At 53.2% G+C, this 16711-nt stretch carries 15 protein-coding genes; 9 read left to right on the top strand and 6 right to left on the bottom strand.

Annotated features, from left to right (window positions below; genetic code table 11):
- Positions 1-42: 42 nt before the first annotated feature.
- Positions 43-1389, bottom strand: coding sequence for a methylenetetrahydrofolate--tRNA-(uracil(54)-C(5))-methyltransferase (FADH(2)-oxidizing) TrmFO (gene trmFO, locus IT893_RS09005; RefSeq protein WP_008891005.1), 1347 nt, complete (start codon positions 1387-1389; stop codon positions 43-45).
- A 203-nt stretch (positions 1390-1592) separates the two neighbouring features.
- On the opposite strand from trmFO, the gene IT893_RS09000 reads away from it, so the two are divergent.
- Positions 1593-2573: a hypothetical protein gene (locus tag IT893_RS09000; protein WP_197147505.1), complete on the top strand. Its 981-nt coding sequence runs from the start codon at positions 1593-1595 to the stop codon at positions 2571-2573.
- Between the two features lie 39 nt (positions 2574-2612).
- Here IT893_RS09000 and uvrA read toward each other — a convergent pair whose 3' ends face one another.
- The 4 genes from uvrA to IT893_RS08980 form a co-directional block, all read right to left on the bottom strand.
- A complete protein-coding gene (gene uvrA / locus IT893_RS08995) occupies positions 2613-5441 on the bottom strand; it encodes an excinuclease ABC subunit UvrA (protein WP_197147504.1) in 2829 nt (942 codons plus the stop codon).
- Between the two features lie 209 nt (positions 5442-5650).
- Entirely contained in the window at positions 5651-6730 is a 1080-nt protein-coding gene (gene fbaA, locus IT893_RS08990; RefSeq protein WP_064781343.1) for a class II fructose-bisphosphate aldolase, read from the bottom strand.
- A 156-nt stretch (positions 6731-6886) separates the two neighbouring features.
- The gene (gene nagA / locus IT893_RS08985; RefSeq protein WP_197147503.1) at positions 6887-8035 is read right to left on the bottom strand and encodes an N-acetylglucosamine-6-phosphate deacetylase; all 1149 of its coding nucleotides are present in this window, start codon (positions 8033-8035) and stop codon (positions 6887-6889) included.
- 30 nt (positions 8036-8065) lie between these two features.
- Positions 8066-8263 (bottom strand): hypothetical protein, encoded by a 198-nt coding sequence (locus IT893_RS08980; protein ID WP_197147502.1) that lies wholly within the window; start codon positions 8261-8263, stop codon positions 8066-8068.
- A 347-nt stretch (positions 8264-8610) separates the two neighbouring features.
- Between IT893_RS08980 and IT893_RS08975 the strand changes: the two genes are divergently transcribed.
- The 7 genes from IT893_RS08975 (at position 8611) to IT893_RS08945 (ending at position 14706) form a co-directional block, all read left to right on the top strand.
- Positions 8611-9909 carry an extracellular solute-binding protein gene (locus IT893_RS08975; protein WP_197147501.1) on the top strand — a complete coding sequence of 433 codons (1299 nt, stop codon included), beginning with the start codon at positions 8611-8613 and terminating at the stop codon, positions 9907-9909.
- 84 nt (positions 9910-9993) lie between these two features.
- Positions 9994-10872 carry an ABC transporter permease subunit gene (locus IT893_RS08970; RefSeq protein WP_008891011.1) on the top strand — a complete coding sequence of 293 codons (879 nt, stop codon included), beginning with the start codon at positions 9994-9996 and terminating at the stop codon, positions 10870-10872.
- Between the two features lie 14 nt (positions 10873-10886).
- On the top strand, positions 10887-11741 hold the full coding sequence (gene ugpE, locus IT893_RS08965) for a sn-glycerol-3-phosphate ABC transporter permease UgpE (RefSeq protein WP_197147500.1): 855 nt from the start codon (positions 10887-10889) through the stop codon (positions 11739-11741).
- Between the two features lie 58 nt (positions 11742-11799).
- Positions 11800-12870 carry a sn-glycerol-3-phosphate import ATP-binding protein UgpC gene (locus IT893_RS08960; protein ID WP_197147499.1) on the top strand — a complete coding sequence of 357 codons (1071 nt, stop codon included), beginning with the start codon at positions 11800-11802 and terminating at the stop codon, positions 12868-12870.
- Positions 12871-13014: 144 nt separating this feature from the next.
- Positions 13015-13488: a GAF domain-containing protein gene (locus tag IT893_RS08955; protein WP_197147498.1), complete on the top strand. Its 474-nt coding sequence runs from the start codon at positions 13015-13017 to the stop codon at positions 13486-13488.
- 59 nt (positions 13489-13547) lie between these two features.
- Positions 13548-14075, top strand: a complete 528-nt coding sequence (gene ssb, locus IT893_RS08950) for a single-stranded DNA-binding protein (protein WP_008891015.1) — start codon at positions 13548-13550, stop codon at positions 14073-14075.
- A 202-nt stretch (positions 14076-14277) separates the two neighbouring features.
- Positions 14278-14706: an NUDIX hydrolase gene (locus IT893_RS08945; protein WP_063089603.1), complete on the top strand. Its 429-nt coding sequence runs from the start codon at positions 14278-14280 to the stop codon at positions 14704-14706.
- Here the strand turns inward: IT893_RS08945 and IT893_RS08940 are convergent.
- Positions 14703-15206 (bottom strand): YchJ family protein, encoded by a 504-nt coding sequence (locus tag IT893_RS08940; RefSeq protein WP_197147497.1) that lies wholly within the window; start codon positions 15204-15206, stop codon positions 14703-14705. The genes IT893_RS08945 and IT893_RS08940 overlap by 4 nt on opposite strands.
- A 581-nt stretch (positions 15207-15787) precedes the next feature.
- On the opposite strand from IT893_RS08940, the gene rpoH reads away from it, so the two are divergent.
- Positions 15788-16657 carry an RNA polymerase sigma factor RpoH gene (gene rpoH, locus IT893_RS08935; RefSeq protein ID WP_008891018.1) on the top strand — a complete coding sequence of 290 codons (870 nt, stop codon included), beginning with the start codon at positions 15788-15790 and terminating at the stop codon, positions 16655-16657.
- Positions 16658-16711: the final 54 nt, after the last annotated feature.

Genomic DNA, 16711 nt, shown 5'->3' with positions numbered 1-16711 from the left:
AAAGAAAAAAGCCGCATCACTTTCGATGCGGCTTTTGATTTTTCAGGCTGCGTTCACGGTACTGAGCCACTCATCAAACAGCGGAATGGCACGATCGCTATAAAGCTTCTTGCGATCACGGCCCTTGACCCGTTTCTTGAGATCAAGATCCGGGAAGAGGCCGAAATTCACATTCATCGGCTGGAAGGTGCTTTCATCGGCACCGCCGGTGATATGGTTCAATAGGGCGCCCATGGCGGTTGCAAGCGGCGGCGTCGGGATGGTTTTTCCTGCTTTTTCGGCAGCTGTAAACCGTCCAACCATCAGACCGACGGCTGCACTTTCTACATATCCTTCACAGCCTGTAATCTGACCGGCAAAGCGCAGATCAGGACGTGATTTAAGGCGCAGATTCCCATCCAAAAGTCGTGGCGAGTTCAGGAAGGTGTTGCGGTGAATGCCGCCAAGACGGGCGAATTCGGCATTTTCCAGCCCCGGAATGGTGCGGAAGACTTCAACCTGCGCGCCGTATTTCAGTTTGGTCTGGAAACCGACCATATTGTAAAGCGTGCCAAGCGCATTGTCCTGACGCAGCTGAACGATTGCGCGTGGCTTTTCTTTCGGATTATGCGGGTTGGTCAGGCCAACCGGTTTCATCGGGCCATGGCGCAGCGTTTCGCGCCCACGTTCGGCCATGACTTCGATCGGAAGGCATCCGTCGAAATACGGGGTGTCTTTTTCCCAGTCCTTGAATTCGGTTTTTTCGCCTTCGATCAGGGCGTCGATGAAGCGGTTATACTCATCTTCATACATCGGGCAATTGATGTAATCCTTGCCATCGCCCTTGTCGTAACGCGACTGGAACCATGCCTTGTCGAAATCAATGCTGTCCTTATAGACAATCGGTGCGATGGCATCAAAGAAGGCAAGGCTTTCCTCGCCAGTTGCCTTGCGAATGGCATCGGCAAGCGCACCGGATGTCAGCGGTCCGGTCGCAATGATGGTATGTTCCCATTCTTCTGGTGGCAGACCATCAATTTCGCCGCGCTCCATCGTGATCAAAGGATGGTTTTCAAGCGCGTTTGTGACGGCCTCGGAAAAACCTTCGCGATCAACGGCCAAAGCGCCACCGGCAGGTACCTTATGCTGATCAGCGCACCGCATGATGATCGAACCGGCACGGCGCATTTCATCATGGATCAGGCCGACAGCATTGTATTCCTTGTCATCGGACCGGAATGAATTCGAACAGACCAGCTCAGCACATTTGTCGGTGTGGTGTGCATCGGTCGGGCGCGTCGGACGCATTTCATGCAGGATGACGGGCACACCGGCTTCTGCCAATTGCCAGGCGGCTTCGCTGCCCGCCAGACCGGCGCCAATAATATGAACAGGCTTGACCGTATTCACGTGTGCGAACTCCTTGCCAGAGTGGATTGTGATCGTGTGGCACACACATAGCGGTGCATGGGGGAAGATTTCAAGTCAATTGCGCCGCAAGCAGAGCAAACCTGTTCACATTGCCTTGCATAACCGAAATTTTCACACCACCACATCCCAACCGTCTTACAGGACAGAGCCGTTCTGTCCCGATAACGTGAAGATGGCATTCCATGAGCTACCCGCATCATCCCTATGGATACGAACCTACCCATTGTCCGGTGATCGGCCTTGTGCCGCGTCGACGGCACGTCATGGATGCAGAGTTTGTCGAAGGCACCAAAGAGCCCGAGAGCAGCGATGGTGACACGCACAGCGATCACAAGGAAAGACGTCTTGGATTTCCATTCGGCGGCGCGGGCGAGGGCGTATTTGGTCCCGCCGACATCGAAGGCATGATCGAATATGTGGTTGCCACCCGTCAGGGATGGCGATCCTCGATGGTGATCCGGTCTTTCCTGCGTTGGTGGCGCGAAGATGAGGATGCCGGTACCAAGGCCGCTCAGGATCGAAAGCAATCAGATGCCATCATCATGCTTCTGGCATTAAACCAGGGCCGAGACGGTTTCGTGCAGGGATATCTAAACGATCTCAAACACGAACAGCTTGATCGGCCCAGGTTGGTGCCACCGGCAAATCCGGTTGAGGTGGCCTTTAACAAAAGTCTGCGTATCGCCGCCCTTGCCTTGGCACTTTCGCCGATTGTCCTTGTCTTCGCGGTCCTGTTTTTTGTGCAGGTCGACAACCTTATCAGCACCGGCAATGGCAAATTGTTTGGTTTCAGCTACGACCTGTTGTTCGTGGTCGGCAGTTTCGGTGCCATCGGTGCCCTGACCAGCATGATGATGCGCCTTGGCAAGGATGTGCCTTGGGGGGAAATGGAACCGGCCTCCGTATTCTTTAATTTCTTGTTCCGGCCGTGCATGGGGTTCTGCTTTGCGATCATTGTCCTTTTAGCGCTTAGGGCCGGAATGTTGCCAATCCCCCTTGATGAGCTGCACAAGATTGATGATCTCGACCAAATCAGCCAATCAGCCGCCGCAGGTCAGCAGATTTCTATCGTGCTTGTCTTCGCCTTCCTGTCCGGATTTAGCGAACGGCTGAGTACTGCGCTGGTCAAGCGGGTTGAAGACAGGGTCACGAATTCGGGCTAAGCCAAAACAAAAAGGGCAGCTTCATGCTGCCCTTATGTCTTATTCCAGTCCGAGATGGCGTTTCAGGTAGCGCCCTGTGTAACTGCGTTCATTGCCCATGATGTCTTCCGGTGTTCCGGCACCGACCAACTGGCCGCCGCCATCACCGCCCTCGGGCCCGATATCAATAATCCAGTCCGCAGTCTTGATAACATCAAGGTTGTGTTCGATCACGACAACCGTATTGCCCTGATCGACAAGCGTATGCAGCACTTCCAGAAGTTTGCGGATATCGTGGAAATGAAGCCCCGTTGTCGGCTCATCAAGGATATAGATCGTCCGGCCGGTCGCGCGTTTGGACAGTTCCTTGGCAAGCTTCACACGTTGGGCTTCACCACCCGACAGGGTGGTGGCCTGCTGCCCCAGATGGATATAGGAAAGTCCGACCTGTTTCAGGGTTTCCATCTTGTCGCGGATAGACGGAACGGCCTTGAAGAAATCGGCGCCTTCTTCGACTGTCATATCAAGGACGTCGGATATCGATTTGCCTTTAAACGATATTTCCAATGTCTCGCGGTTGTAGCGATGGCCTTTGCACTGGTCACATTCGACATAAACGTCGGGCAGGAAGTGCATTTCAATTTTGATGACGCCATCGCCCTGGCATGCTTCGCAGCGTCCACCCTTGACGTTGAAGGAAAAACGACCGGGCTTGTAGCCGCGTGTTTTTGCCTCTGGCAATTGGGCGAACCATTCACGGATGGGGGTGAACGCACCGGTATAGGTCACCGGGTTGGAACGCGGGGTTCTGCCAATCGGGCTTTGGTCAATATCAATGATCTTGTCGATCAGTTCGACACCCGTGATCTCGTCATGTGCGCCGGGGTGATGGCGGGCATTATGCATCCGCTTGGCCAGCGCCTTATACAGCGTCTCAATCACAAGGCTTGATTTCCCGCCGCCCGAAACCCCGGTCACACAGATGAACTTGCCGAGTGGGAAATCTACATCAATGCCCTGCAGGTTGTTGGCCGTTGCCCCTTTGATGGTAATTGCCTTGCCATTGCCCTTGCGGCGTTCTTTTGGAACTGCAATCTGTTCAACGCCGACAAGGTATTTCCCCGTCAGGCTGTCTGGGTTTTGCTGGATCTGTTCCGGGGTTCCTTCGGCAACGATACGGCCGCCATGAATACCGGCACCCGGGCCCATATCCACAACATAGTCGGCAGCCCGAATGGCGTCCTCGTCATGTTCGACGACAAGGACCGTATTGCCAAGGTCACGCAAGCGTTTCAGCGTTTCAAGCAAGCGGTCGTTGTCGCGCTGATGCAGGCCGATGGATGGTTCATCGAGCACATACAAAACACCTGTCAGGCCCGAACCGATCTGGGACGCCAGCCGGATACGCTGGCTTTCGCCGCCGGAAAGCGTGCCGGATGTGCGGGACATCGATAAGTAATCCAGGCCGACATCGCGCAGGAAACGCAGCCGATCATTGATTTCGCGAAGGATGCGACGCGCAATCTCGGTTTCTTTTGCGTTCAGCTTATCTTCCAGTGCCAGGAACCAGTCGGCGGCCTTGGCAATCGAAAGATCGGTGACCTGCGAAATGTCGCAGCCATCAACCTTTACTGCCAGTGCTTCGGGTTTCAGGCGTTTGCCCGTGCAGGTGGGGCAGTGCGACACCATCTGGTATTTGGACAGTTCATCACGGGCCCACTGGCTGTCGGTTTCACGCCAGCGGCGCGACATGTTGGGAATGACACCTTCAAACGGACGCGACACCTTATAGCTACGTGATCCGTCATCATAGGTCACCGTGACTTCTTCTTCGCCCGATCCATGCAGGATGATGTCCTGTGCTTTCTTGGGCAGTTTTTCCCAAGGGACATTGGTTTTGAAGTCAAAGTGCTTGGCAACCGATTTCAGGGTCTGGAGATAGTATTTCGATGTTGTACTGGCCCAGGGCGCGACGGCACCGTTTTCGAGCGTCTTGCTTTCATCCGGGACGACCAGCATCGGGTCGAATTCCATCTGGGTGCCAAGGCCATCACAGGCCGGGCAGGCACCAAACGGGTTGTTGAATGAGAACAGTCGCGGTTCGATTTCCTCGATGGTAAAGCCGGAAACCGGGCAGGCGAACTTTGCTGAAAAAACAGTGGTTTCGCCGGTTTTGGCATCTTCGGTCAAAACGATGCCGTCGGTAAGTTCAAGCGCGGTTTCAAAGCTGTCTGCCAGACGGGTTGAAATGCCATCCTTGACGATCAGGCGATCAACCACGACTGAAATATCGTGTTTGAGATTCTTGTTCAGTTCCGGTGCTTCGTCGATGTCATACATTTCGCCATCGATCTTGACGCGCTGGAAGCCGCGTGCGCGAAGTTCACGCAGTTCTTTTTTGTATTCACCTTTACGGCCACGCACGATCGGGGCCAGAAGGTAAAGACGCGTACCTTCCTCCATCTCCATGACGCGGTCGACCATTTGCGAAACGGTCTGACTGACAATCGGCAGACCTGTGGCGGGCGAATAGGGGATGCCGACACGCGCCCACAACAGACGCATATAGTCATAAATTTCGGTGACGGTGCCAACGGTCGAACGCGGGTTCTTCGAGGTCGTCTTTTGTTCGATGGAGATGGCTGGTGACAGCCCGTCGATATATTCGACATCGGGCTTTTGCATCAGTTCCAGGAACTGGCGGGCATAGGCCGACAGGCTTTCGACATAGCGGCGCTGACCTTCGGCATAGATGGTATCAAAGGCCAGAGAACTTTTGCCTGATCCCGACAGACCGGTAATCACCACGAGGGAATCGCGCGGCAGTTCAACATCAATGTTCTGAAGGTTGTGTTCTTTCGCACCGCGAACCGAGATTTTCGTCAGCATGTCGGGCCTTTTGTTCCTGAATTGTTCGGAAAGTGTATAGAGGAGCCGTAAGCTATACGCAAGCGCACCCCTGACAGTTCCTGTCAGTATTTGTCAGGAGATCCGCAATTAACAACCCGATGCATGACAGAGCCACGAAAAAGCCCGCCGAACAAGACCGGCGGGCTTCATAAATCCTGTGACCGGAACGGTCAGGTTTTTGATCTGGCTTAGCCTTTGGTAACCGTACGACCGGTTGCACCGAGGTCCTTGAAAGCTTCTTCAAGGCGTGCTGCCATCGACAGCTCAGCTTCGCGGATCCAGACGCGCGGGTCATACTGCTTTTTGTATGGCTGATCGGTTTCCGGGTCGACCTGATACTTGAACGCACGTGCGTTGGCTTCGACATACTCGCCAACCGGGCGGGCATAGGCGAACTGGGTATCGGTATCGATATTCATCTTGAAGCAGCCATAGCTGACAGCTTCTTCGATTTTCTCTTTTTCCGAACCGGAACCGCCATGGAATACGAAGTCGAGCGGGCGATCACCCAGACCGTGCTTTTCGGCCACGTATTTCTGGCTTTCCAGAAGGATCTCCGGGCGAAGCTTCACGTTGCCGGGCTTGTAAACGCCGTGCACGTTGCCAAACGCTGCCGCGACCGAGAAGTGACCAAGCGGCGAGAGACGGCGATAAGCTTCTTCGACTTCTTCCGGGCGGGTGTAAAGGCGCGGATCGATTTCCTCAACCGAGGTATCAAGCTCATGACCGATACCGTCTTCTTCACCACCGGTGACGCCCAGTTCGATCTCAAGGCTCATCTCGATGGCTGACATCCGTTTCAGGAAGGTCTCGCAGGTCGCGAGGTTGTCTTCAACGGATTCTTCGGACAGATCCAGCATATGAGAGCTGTAAAGCGCCTTGCCAGTTTCGGCATAGGCCTTTTCGCTCCATTTCAGCATTTCATCGACCCATGGCACAAACTTGCGGTTTGCGTGGTCGGTATGCATGACAACAGCAACACCATAATGTTCGGCCAGAAGCTGTGCATGACGCGCAGCAGATACGGCGCCGAGAACACGGGCCGCAGCAGCGTCCTTGATGCCCTTGCCGGCAAAGAACTGTGCACCACCATTCGAAAGCTGAATGATAATGTCAGATCCGGCATTTGCAGCAGCTTCAAGGGCTGCGTTCATCGTGCTTGAAGACGTAATATTGACGGCGGGAAGGGCGTAACCGTCCTGCTTGCAGGCAGAAACGAGTTCGCGATAGGCAGCACCGGTAACAACACCGGGTTTAACGGAAGGCATGTGGGTACTCCTCCTGGGGGTCAGAGTAAAAACAGATCAGCAGCAAAATCACCTGAAGACCCTGCATACAAACTGTTACAGAGCCCAATGCATCTTCGAAATGCTGTCTCAGGTCAAGGCTTTCCGTCATAGACTTTCGGAAAATATTGCGTTTGCTCAGGCGTAACTCTCTTGCACGCCCTTGATCCAGCTTTGCGTCACTTTGAACTGATCATCAAACAAAATCATATCGGCCTGATAGCCCGGTGCCAAGCGACCAAGAACATCACCAAGCCCGAGGAACTCCGCTGGATAAAGCGACGCCATGCGAAGCGCTTCATCAAGCCCGATTTCGGCAATTTCCATGCAATTGCGCACAGCTGAAATCATATCAAGGTCCGAACCCGCTAACGTCCCATCCGCGAGCGCGCAGCGCCCAGCAACTGCAATGATTTCCTCATCGCCCAGCTTGAACCGTTTATCGGCGGCACCAACCGTTGGCATGGCATCGGTGACCAGCATCACCTTGCCCGCGGCCTTGGCGCGGACGGCGGTTTTGATCACGGCAGCATGGACGTGAAACCCGTCCGCGATCAGGCCACACCATGTGCGATCATCTGAAAGCGCTGCACCGACAACGCCCGGCTCCCGATGGGTCAGGGGGCTCATGGCATTGAAAAGATGCGTGAAGCCCTGCATGCCTTCATCGATTGCCGACATGATATCATCATAGGTGCCCGCTGTATGTCCGGCGCAAACACGAACATCGCGGGCAACGAGCTTTGCAATCACGCCTTTATCAAGCAGTTCCGGTGCAAGGGTGAGTAAAGTGCATCCATTGCGAAGCTTGGAGACGAGTTCTATTGCATCAGGTTCCATCGGTCTGATCTGATCAGCCGAATGCACGCCACGGCGTTTGAGATTGAGATACGGTCCTTCAAGGTGAATGCCGACGACACCAGCTATGCCGTTATCGAGCGCGTCCTGAACGGCAGCAATCGCCGCCTCCATCTTGGCCCGTGAATCGGTAATCAGGGTTGGCAGCATGGATGTCGTGCCAAACCGGCGATGCGCAGCGACCATGGTTTTAATGGTCTCAAGATCAGGCGCATCATTCAGCAAGACACCGCCGCCACCATTGACCTGCACATCAATCAGACCGGGGGAGAGGGTTTGGCCGCTGCCGTCTATTGTTTTGATACCAGCTGGTAGATCCTTATCCGCAACAACGGCATCGATCTTGCCATCCGTGACCAGAACAGAATGCCCCGACAGGAAGCGTGTCCCGTCAAAGAGTCGGGCATTTGATATGGCAAAGTCACTCACGCCTGGGTCTCCGGTTGTTGCGTATCCAAGTTACGGTGGTCGCAGGATCAACCCTGCGGTCGTGGACGGTTGGGCATCGTAATTGGATGATTTGATGGCTGCAACGACCTTAACGAACAATTGTGAAGAAGTCGTCTGCACCGCCCATTTTCGCGGATAGGCGAAATATTCGAACACGAACATTCCATACAACAAGGTTAACCATGGACGCCGCAGGGCGATCTTCATGATTTGGTCGCAAAACTTTCACTTGCCTGCAACACTTGACGCTTTCCGCGTGTCTGCATTTCACGGCACTTCCGCTGCCTGATTGACGGAACACTAGGCAAACACTGGATCTTTGATCCTTTCAAAGCAGCGCCGCCAGTTAGCTTCATAGTGAACATATTGGATGTTCACTTGATCATTTATTGGCGAGTTTTGTGTCGTTTCGCCGCCCATTCGCACATCAAAAGTAAGTTTCCGAAAACTGTCACTTGAGCAAAACGGCCCTCAAGAACAAAACGAACGCCTAGCCGGTCGCCGAATTACGGGCGGCGTTCCGTGCCAAGTTTTCAATAGGGAGTTACTTGACCATGTTCCGCAAAACACTGATGGCTGCTGCTGCCGTGTTTGCCATCGGCAACACCGCACAGGCTGCAACCGAGATCACCTGGTGGCATGCAATGGACGGCGCACTTGGCGACGTTGTCAACCAGATCACCGAAGACTTCAACGCAAGCCAGGATGAATACAAACTCGTATCCATCAACAAGGGCGGCTACGAAGACACCATGACGGCCGGCATCGCAGCGTTCCGCGCGAAGAACCAGCCGAACATCATCCAGATCTTCGACGCAGGTGCTGCAACCATCATCAACGCCAAAGGCGCTGTTAAGCCGGTTCAGGATTTGCTTGAAGCAAACAACGTCAATTTCGATATCAATGATTACATCCCGGGTGTTCGTTACTTCTATGCCGATTCAGACGGCAAGATGATCGGCATGCCGTTCAACAGCTCGACCCCGCTTCTGTATTACAACAAAGAAGCGCTGGACAAAGCCGGTGTCGACGTTCCGAAAACCTGGCAGGAATTCGAAGCTGCTGCTCCGAAGCTCAAAGAAGCTGGTTACACCGCGCTTTCGCAGTCGCACAGCCCGTGGATCTTCTTCGAAAACTTCATGTCGCGCCACAACCTGCAGATGGCAACCGCCAATAACGGTTATGACAGCACCGACGTCGAAATCCTTTATAACAACGACGCTCTGAAAGATCACTGGCAGCACGTCAAGGATTGGAAAGACGCCGGTTACTACGGCTATTATGGCCGTGCATGGGGTGCGAACCAGGACGCGTTCGTGCAGCAGCAGGTCGCAATGTGGATCGGTTCTTCCGGTTCGTTTGGTGGCCTTCGCAAGTCCGCACAGTTTGACTTTGGCGCATCGACCCTTCCGTATTGGGAAGGTACCGGCGATGCACCGAAATCAACCTTTATCGGCGGTGCTGCTCTGTTCGCATTCTCCGGCCATGATGCCGCACAGGATGCCGGTGTTGCCGAATTCTTCAAATTCCTGACCAAACCGGAAACCCAGTACTACTGGCACAAAGAAACCGGTTATGTCCCGATCACCAATGCGGCTTATGAGCTGGCCAAAGAAGATGGCTACTACAAGGAAAGCCCGGATGCAGAAGTCGGCATCACCCAGCTTTCCGAAGAAGGTGGCGAGTGGACCAAGGGTTACCGTCTTGGCTTCTATGTTCAGATCCGCGAAGTGATTTATCGTGAAGTCGACAAGATCATGAACGGCGAAGAAACCGTAGATGCTGCCTTTGCGACCATCGAAGAAGAAGCAAACGGTCTGCTGAAGCGCTTCAACGATACCTACTCGAACTAATCTGCTTTTCGCCAAAGCGGGGCGGCCGATGATTTGGCCGCCCTGTTTTGCATTTTCTGATTTTGCTCTGAGGTTGCGTTCCCGATGAAGCGCGTACAGTTTGAACACAGCGCGGTGCCATACCTGTTTATCGCACCCCAAATTCTAATTATTTCCATATTTTTCCTGTGGCCTGCGGCCCAGGCGCTGTACCAGTCGTTTTTGCTTGAAGACGCCTTTGGCATGTCTTCGCAGTTCGTCTGGTTCCGCAATTTTGAAGATGTGCTGACAAGCAGTTCGTGGACACGATCTGCGATCTTTACCGTCGTATTTTCCGTTCTTGTCTCCGTGCTTTCGATCGCGATTTCACTGTTTCTTGCAGTACGCGCCGACGAAGTAATCCGTGGGGCAAAATCCTATAAAACGCTTCTGATGTGGGGCTATGCCATTGCGCCGCCGGTGGCAGGCCTTCTTGGCATCATGATGTTCAACCCGCTCATGGGGGACCTCTATAAGGCCTTCAACAGTTTCGGGTTTGAATTCAACCACATCGAAAACGCCAATGACGCGGCCTTCATCGTCATTCTGATCGCGGTCTGGAAACAGGTCAGCGTAAACTTCATCTTCTTCCTCTCAGGGCTGCAGGGGATTCCGAAGTCGGTTCAGGAAGCAGCGACTCTTGACTGCAAGAGTCCCGAGCGTCGCTTCTGGACCATCACATTCCCGCTTTTGGCACCGACAACCTTCTTCCTGCTGGTGATCAACCTGACTTACGCCTTTTTCGAGACGTTTGGCATTATCGATGTTTCGACCAAAGGTGCCCCGGGTGGTTCGACCGCGACCCTTGTTTACAAGGTGTATGTCGATGGCTTCCTTGGTGCGGATATGGGCGGCAGTGCCGCACAGTCAGTCTTGCTGATGATCATGGTTAGTGTCCTGACCGTGTTCCAGTTCCGCTTTATCGAACGCAAAGTGCATTATTAAGGGGGAACGTCATCATGTATCAGTCCAAATGGCGTATTTTTAGCAACCACACCATTCTGGTGCTTGGCTCACTTTTCATGATCCTTCCGGTCTGGATCGCCTTTGCGTCATCAACCCACACCCGCGAGTATATCTTCCAGAATGGCCTGCAATTCTTGCCAGGCGGGGAGTTCTTCACCAATTACGGCGCGATCCTGTTTGATGCAGAGGCGACAAAGGGCAGGGTGACTGCGCTTGAGATGCTGTTTAACAGCATGGTGCTTGGTCTTGGCTTTGCGATCGGAAAGGTCATCATTTCGATGATGGCTGCCTATGCGATTGTCTATTTCCGCTTCAAGCTGGCTGTGCCGCTGTTCTGGATCATTTTCTCGACCCTTTTGTTGCCGCTCGAAGTGCGCATCGTGCCGTCATATGAGGTCGTGGCGAACCTTGGGCTGCTCAACACATATACCGGTCTGATCCTGCCGCTGATTGCGTCCGCCACTGGAACCTTTTTCTTCCGGCAGTTTTATCGGTCGGTCCCGGACGAACTTCTTGAAGCAGCAAGGCTGGACGGCGCAGGACCGATCCGGTTCTTCATCGACATTCTGGTTCCCCTGTCGGTGACCATGATTGCTGCGATCTTCATCATCATGTTTGTGGTTGGCTGGAACCAGTATCTTTGGCCGCTCCTGATGACCACCGATGATCAGCTCTATACCATCGTTATCGGGATCAAGCAGGTCTACAATTCGCTCTATGAGGGCGGACAGATACCTCAGTTCCCCAAGGCATTCGCACTGACAATCATGGCATCGGTTCCGCCCGTACTGGTGGTGGTCATCTTCCAGCGCATGTTCGTCAAGGGTCTGGTTGAGACGGAAAAATAACCCGGTCCTCCCTGATCTCTGAATTGAAAATAATTGATCCGAATACAGGATAACCAAGATGGCAACTGTTACGCTTAATCAGGCCCAGAAAACCTACCCGAACGGCTTCAAGGCCATTCACGGCATTGACCTTAAAATCGATCATGGCGAGTTCACCGTCCTTGTCGGGCCGTCTGGCTGTGGCAAATCGACACTGCTGCGCATGATCGCTGGTCTGGAAGGGATTTCGGATGGCGAAATCATCATTGATGACAAGGTCGTCAACACAGTGGCACCCGCAGATCGCGATATCGCCATGGTGTTCCAGAACTACGCGCTTTATCCGCACATGAATAACTACGACAACATGGCCTATGGCCTGAAGAACCGTGGATACAGCAAGGCGGAAATTGATGCAAAGGTCCGCGAAGCCGCCCGCATTCTTCAGCTGGAAGATCATCTTGAGCGCAAACCGCGCCAATTGTCTGGTGGTCAGCGCCAGCGCGTGGCCATGGGCCGCGCGATTGTTCGTCAACCCAAAGTCTTCCTGTTTGACGAGCCGCTTTCAAACCTTGATGCCAAATTGCGTGTCGATATGCGCCTTGAAATCAAGAACCTGCAACAGCGTCTTGGCATCACATCGGTCTATGTCACCCACGACCAGGTCGAAGCCATGACCCTTGCCGATCGTCTGATCGTGATGAATGGCGGCGTTGCGGAACAGATCGGAACCCCGATTGATATCTACGAAAAGCCGGCCAGCCAGTTTGTCGCAGGTTTCATCGGCTCGCCCGCGATGAATTTCCTGAAGGGCAAAGTGTCTGATGACAAGAAACACGTCACGGTGGGCGACGGTGTGATGCTTGATCTTGATCATGACATCGAGGCTGGCCGCGACGTCACGGTCGGTATTCGCCCCGAACATCTGGAACTTCTCAAAGACGGGGAAGGACGGATTAACGCCGGTGTGCGCATGGTGGAGTCTCTTGGCGCAGAAACGCTGGCCTATCTCGATTTCGGGGCCAATGCGGACAATGTCACGTTGCGTTTGCAGGGAACACACAAGTTCGAAAAGGGTGAGAAATTAAGCCTTTCGGTTCCCGCCTCAAAAATCCATCTGTTTGATATCGAAAGCGGTCAGCGCATCTGATTAAACCAGATCAGCTAACACCAAACGCCTCTGACAAATTCAGACTGTCAGAGGCGTTTTTGTTTTCGGATTGGGGCACTTTACCCTTGTCTCACACAGGGTGAACGGGGTAGTTCCTATGCGCGAAAGTTAAGGGAGTTTGATGTGCAGACCGACCAGAAAAAGGCGCTTTACGAAGAAGCGCAAAAAGAGCTGACAAGCATCACTGAAGGCGAAACCAACGTTCCCGCCCTGATGGCAACCGTATCATGCGTCTTATCGCAAAAGTTCGACTATTACTTCTGGACCGGCTTCTATAATGTTGATCCGGAAAAGGAAAACGAACTTGTCGTCGGGCCGTATCAGGGCACGCTTGGCTGTCTTCGTATTCCGTTTGGTCGTGGTGTTTGTGGTGCAGCCGCATCAACCCGCGAAACGCAGGTGGTCGCGGACGTTCATGCTTTTCCTGGTCACATCGCATGCGATAGCCGGACCAATTCCGAGATCGTTGTGCCGGTGATCAATGCGGATGGACAGTTGATCGCCGTGCTTGACGTCGATAGTGTCGAGCACAATTCGTTCGATGAAACGGATCGCATTGCACTTGAAACTTTAATGCAGCGCATTTTTGCGCAATGATAACCCACAAGTCCCGACCAATCGGGACAGCGGACAACACAAACTTTGGAAGATAACCCATGGCTGGCAGTGTCAATAAAGTCATTCTCGTCGGGAACCTTGGCCGCGATCCTGAAATCCGGTTTACCCAGGCTGGCAAAAAGATCGCCAATTTCAGCATCGCAACCTCCGAACAGTGGCGTGACCGTCAGTCCGGTGAGCGCCGCGAGCGCACCGAATGGCATCGCATCGTTGTTTTCAACGAAGGCCTTGCTGATGTCGTTGAGCGCTTTGTGAAAAAAGGCAGCAAGCTTTACATCGAAGGCCAGCTTCGTACCCGCAAATGGCAGGGGCAGGATGGCAAAGACAACTACACCACCGAAGTTGTTCTTGAAGGCTTCAACTCCAACCTGACCATGCTTGATAACCGCGGCGAAGGCGGCGGCATGGGTGGCGGTTCATCCTCTGGTGGTGGCTATGGCGGCGGCCAGGATAGTGGTGGCGGCTACGGCGGCGGTTCTGACGCTGGTTGGGGCAATGGTGGTTCTTCCGGTGGTGGATCCGCACCGGCGGGTGCACCGGACCTCGATGATGAGATCCCGTTCTAAGCAATCGCTTAATGATATCGATCTAAAATCCCTCCGAAACGCTGGTTGTTTTGGGGGGATTTGTTTTTGTGAGATTGTTCGCATAACCATCCCGAAGCGTCTGTCACAAAATCACCTGAAGTTGGTCTACAAGACTATAAACAAGCGATAAAATCTGATTTAAGAACGAAAACTCGGCCAATCGCGAAACAAGGATGACCTGTTGACCGGTCCAATATTTGGAACCCCGCGTGTGGGGCAAAGCTATAACGTACAGGACTGTGTCTATGCCGTGATCAAACGCGAAAACGGCGACGTTGCCGTTGCGCGCACCCCCAAGGGTATTGTTCTTCTTGGCGGAGGTGTTGAAAACGGTGAAAGCGAACAGGACGCGCTTTGTCGTGAGGCCTATGAAGAATCGGGTTATCGGGCGCGCATCATCTCGCGGCTTGGTTTTGCGTCACAGTATGTTAATAACCCGGCCAAGGATCGATACCGTCTTAAGCGCGCTACCTTTTTCCTGTGTGAATTAACCGAAAAGCTCGGCCCGCCGGTCGATCAGGATCACGAACTGGTCTGGATGCCATACAAAGAAGCCCATGAAAGCTTACTTCGGCCATTTCATCAATGGGCACTGGAATTTGTGGGCTAGCCACAGCACTTCTTGAATTTTTTGCCCGATCCACACGGGCAGGGATCATTTCGACCGGCTTTGGCTTTGACAGGTGACGCGTTGATTTGGCTCACGCCCGGGAATATCCCGTCAACATAGAACCACTTGCCATCACGACGTTCGAAATTGGATCGCTCGTGCAGTTGGTGTTGTTTGCCGTTCTCATCAAAATGGGCAACGAATTCAACAATCCCGGTTTGATCAAGAATACCGCCAGCAACGCATTCAATGATGTCCAAGCCAGTCCAGCGCGTTGTGTGCTGCGCAATACTTTCTGCATCAAAGCCGGAACGATTTTCCTCTGCCAGCGTTGATAATAGGTAGTCCCCATTGCGCAGTACGAAGGCAGAGTAGCGTGATCGCATCAATTTTTCGGCCGTTTCGGCACTTGCCGTCCCGGAATGATACTTCCCACAGCAGACGCCGTAATCTTTCAGGCTGCCGCAGGGGCATAAAGTGTCTGCTGGCAAGGTTGGCATGATGAACTCCGGTCAAATGGCATTTTGACGTCACCATACAGCAGGGGCCATTCGCACGCCACTTTGCCAAGCCCCGGAATTTCGCCTTGAACTTTCACAGATGCACAAATTGCCTTTGTTTCGCCGTATATCGATCCTAGCGTGAAGGATCGGCATTTTGCTTACCCGACTGTTTTTGTCGGTTATAATTGCTAGGATGCTGATATTGAGTGATTAATATAACTGAAACACTGGTCAGAAGTTCTTGACGAATTTGGTCGGGTTTAGATATATTAATAAATGCGGGTGGGGGCCCATAGGCACCGCCGGATCAACGTCCGGCCAATTGGCGGACATGTAAATTGTCGATTTGCTTCGAGTAAGGATGAGACACGATGAATGAACTTCTTATTTGCGTCTACTGTCCTCTTCCATAGGTGACCTTGGAATGAGTTACGACCGGACCACGCTTCTTTTCTGACAAAATCCGGTCGTCCACGTGAATTAATTCACAACCGATAGTGTTTGCACGTCATCTAGCTTCTGACGGACTCCGTATTAAGAATAGATGCCGACGTGCAAACCTCTCAGGAGGACATAGAATGAGCGCCATTAAATTACCTGCTGTTTCCCAGGAAGAGGGTTTCTCGGGCTATCTCCGTGAAGTCTGGAAATTCCCGATGCTTACGGCGGACGAAGAATACATGCTGGCCCACCGTTATCAGGACCATGATGACACCGAGGCTGCCCACAAACTTGTTACCAGTCACTTGCGTCTTGTTGCCAAAATCGCGTTTGGTTATCGCGGTTACGGCCTGCCGATGGCAGACCTTGTCGCGGAGGGCAATACCGGCCTGATGCGTGCCGTGCAGAAGTTCGATCCGGAACGTGGTTTCCGCCTGTCGACTTATGCGATGTGGTGGATCCGTGCTGCGGTGACTGAATACATCCTGCAAAGCTGGTCGATGGTCAAACTCGGCACCATGGCGGCGCAGAAGAAACTGTTCTTCAGCCTGCGTAAAGCCAAGCGTCAGCTTAACATTTATGACAATGGCGAACTTTCGCCAGAGGAAGCTGATCAGGTTGCCGAAAAACTTGGTGTGACCGGTCGTGAAGCGCTTGAAATGAACCGCCGTCTTGCGGCGCGCGATTTCTCGCTTAACACTCCGATGCCGAAAGACGAGGGGATGGAATATCTCGATACCCTGTCGTCTGACGCACCGAGCCCAGAAGCACTGGTTGCCGATGCCGAAGAACGTGTTCTTCATAACGGCATGCTGAAAAACGCACTTGGCGAATTGCCTGAACGTGAACAGGAAATCATCAAGGCCCGTTTCCTCAGTGATGATCCGATCACGCTGGAAAAGCTTGGTGAACGTTTCGGTGTCAGCCGTGAACGCGTCCGTCAGCTTGAAGCACGCGCCTTCAAGAAAATTCAGGAAAGCGTCCTGACGCAGCACTCAGCAGCGTAACAAAGCTTAAATAGACCAAATCAAAAGGCGGCATCCTAATGGGTGCCGCCTTTT

This window comes from Thalassospira sp. A40-3 (assembly GCF_015871485.1).
Lineage (GTDB): Bacteria > Pseudomonadota > Alphaproteobacteria > Rhodospirillales > Thalassospiraceae > Thalassospira > Thalassospira tepidiphila.
The sequence above is the reverse complement of the archived record's forward strand: the minus strand, read 5'-3'. Positions and strand labels throughout refer to the sequence as shown.

Bases quoted from the DNA above. Each gene is read 5' to 3' on its own strand.
- IT893_RS08980 (WP_197147502.1), bottom strand. From the start codon at position 8,263: ATGAAGATCGCCCTGCGGCGTCCATGGTTAACCTTGTTGTATGGAATG.
- fbaA (WP_064781343.1), bottom strand. From the start codon at position 6,730: ATGCCTTCCGTTAAACCCGGTGTTGTTACCGGTGCTGCCTATCGCGAA.
- IT893_RS08970 (WP_008891011.1), top strand. From the start codon at position 9,994: ATGAAGCGCGTACAGTTTGAACACAGCGCGGTGCCATACCTGTTTATC.
- IT893_RS09000 (WP_197147505.1), top strand. From the start codon at position 1,593: ATGAGCTACCCGCATCATCCCTATGGATACGAACCTACCCATTGTCCG.
- IT893_RS08940 (WP_197147497.1), bottom strand. From the start codon at position 15,206: ATGCCAACCTTGCCAGCAGACACTTTATGCCCCTGCGGCAGCCTGAAA.
- rpoH (WP_008891018.1), top strand. From the start codon at position 15,788: ATGAGCGCCATTAAATTACCTGCTGTTTCCCAGGAAGAGGGTTTCTCG.
- ssb (WP_008891015.1), top strand. From the start codon at position 13,548: ATGGCTGGCAGTGTCAATAAAGTCATTCTCGTCGGGAACCTTGGCCGC.
- IT893_RS08960 (WP_197147499.1), top strand. From the start codon at position 11,800: ATGGCAACTGTTACGCTTAATCAGGCCCAGAAAACCTACCCGAACGGC.
- uvrA (WP_197147504.1), bottom strand. From the start codon at position 5,441: ATGCTGACGAAAATCTCGGTTCGCGGTGCGAAAGAACACAACCTTCAG.
- ugpE (WP_197147500.1), top strand. From the start codon at position 10,887: ATGTATCAGTCCAAATGGCGTATTTTTAGCAACCACACCATTCTGGTG.
- IT893_RS08975 (WP_197147501.1), top strand. From the start codon at position 8,611: ATGTTCCGCAAAACACTGATGGCTGCTGCTGCCGTGTTTGCCATCGGC.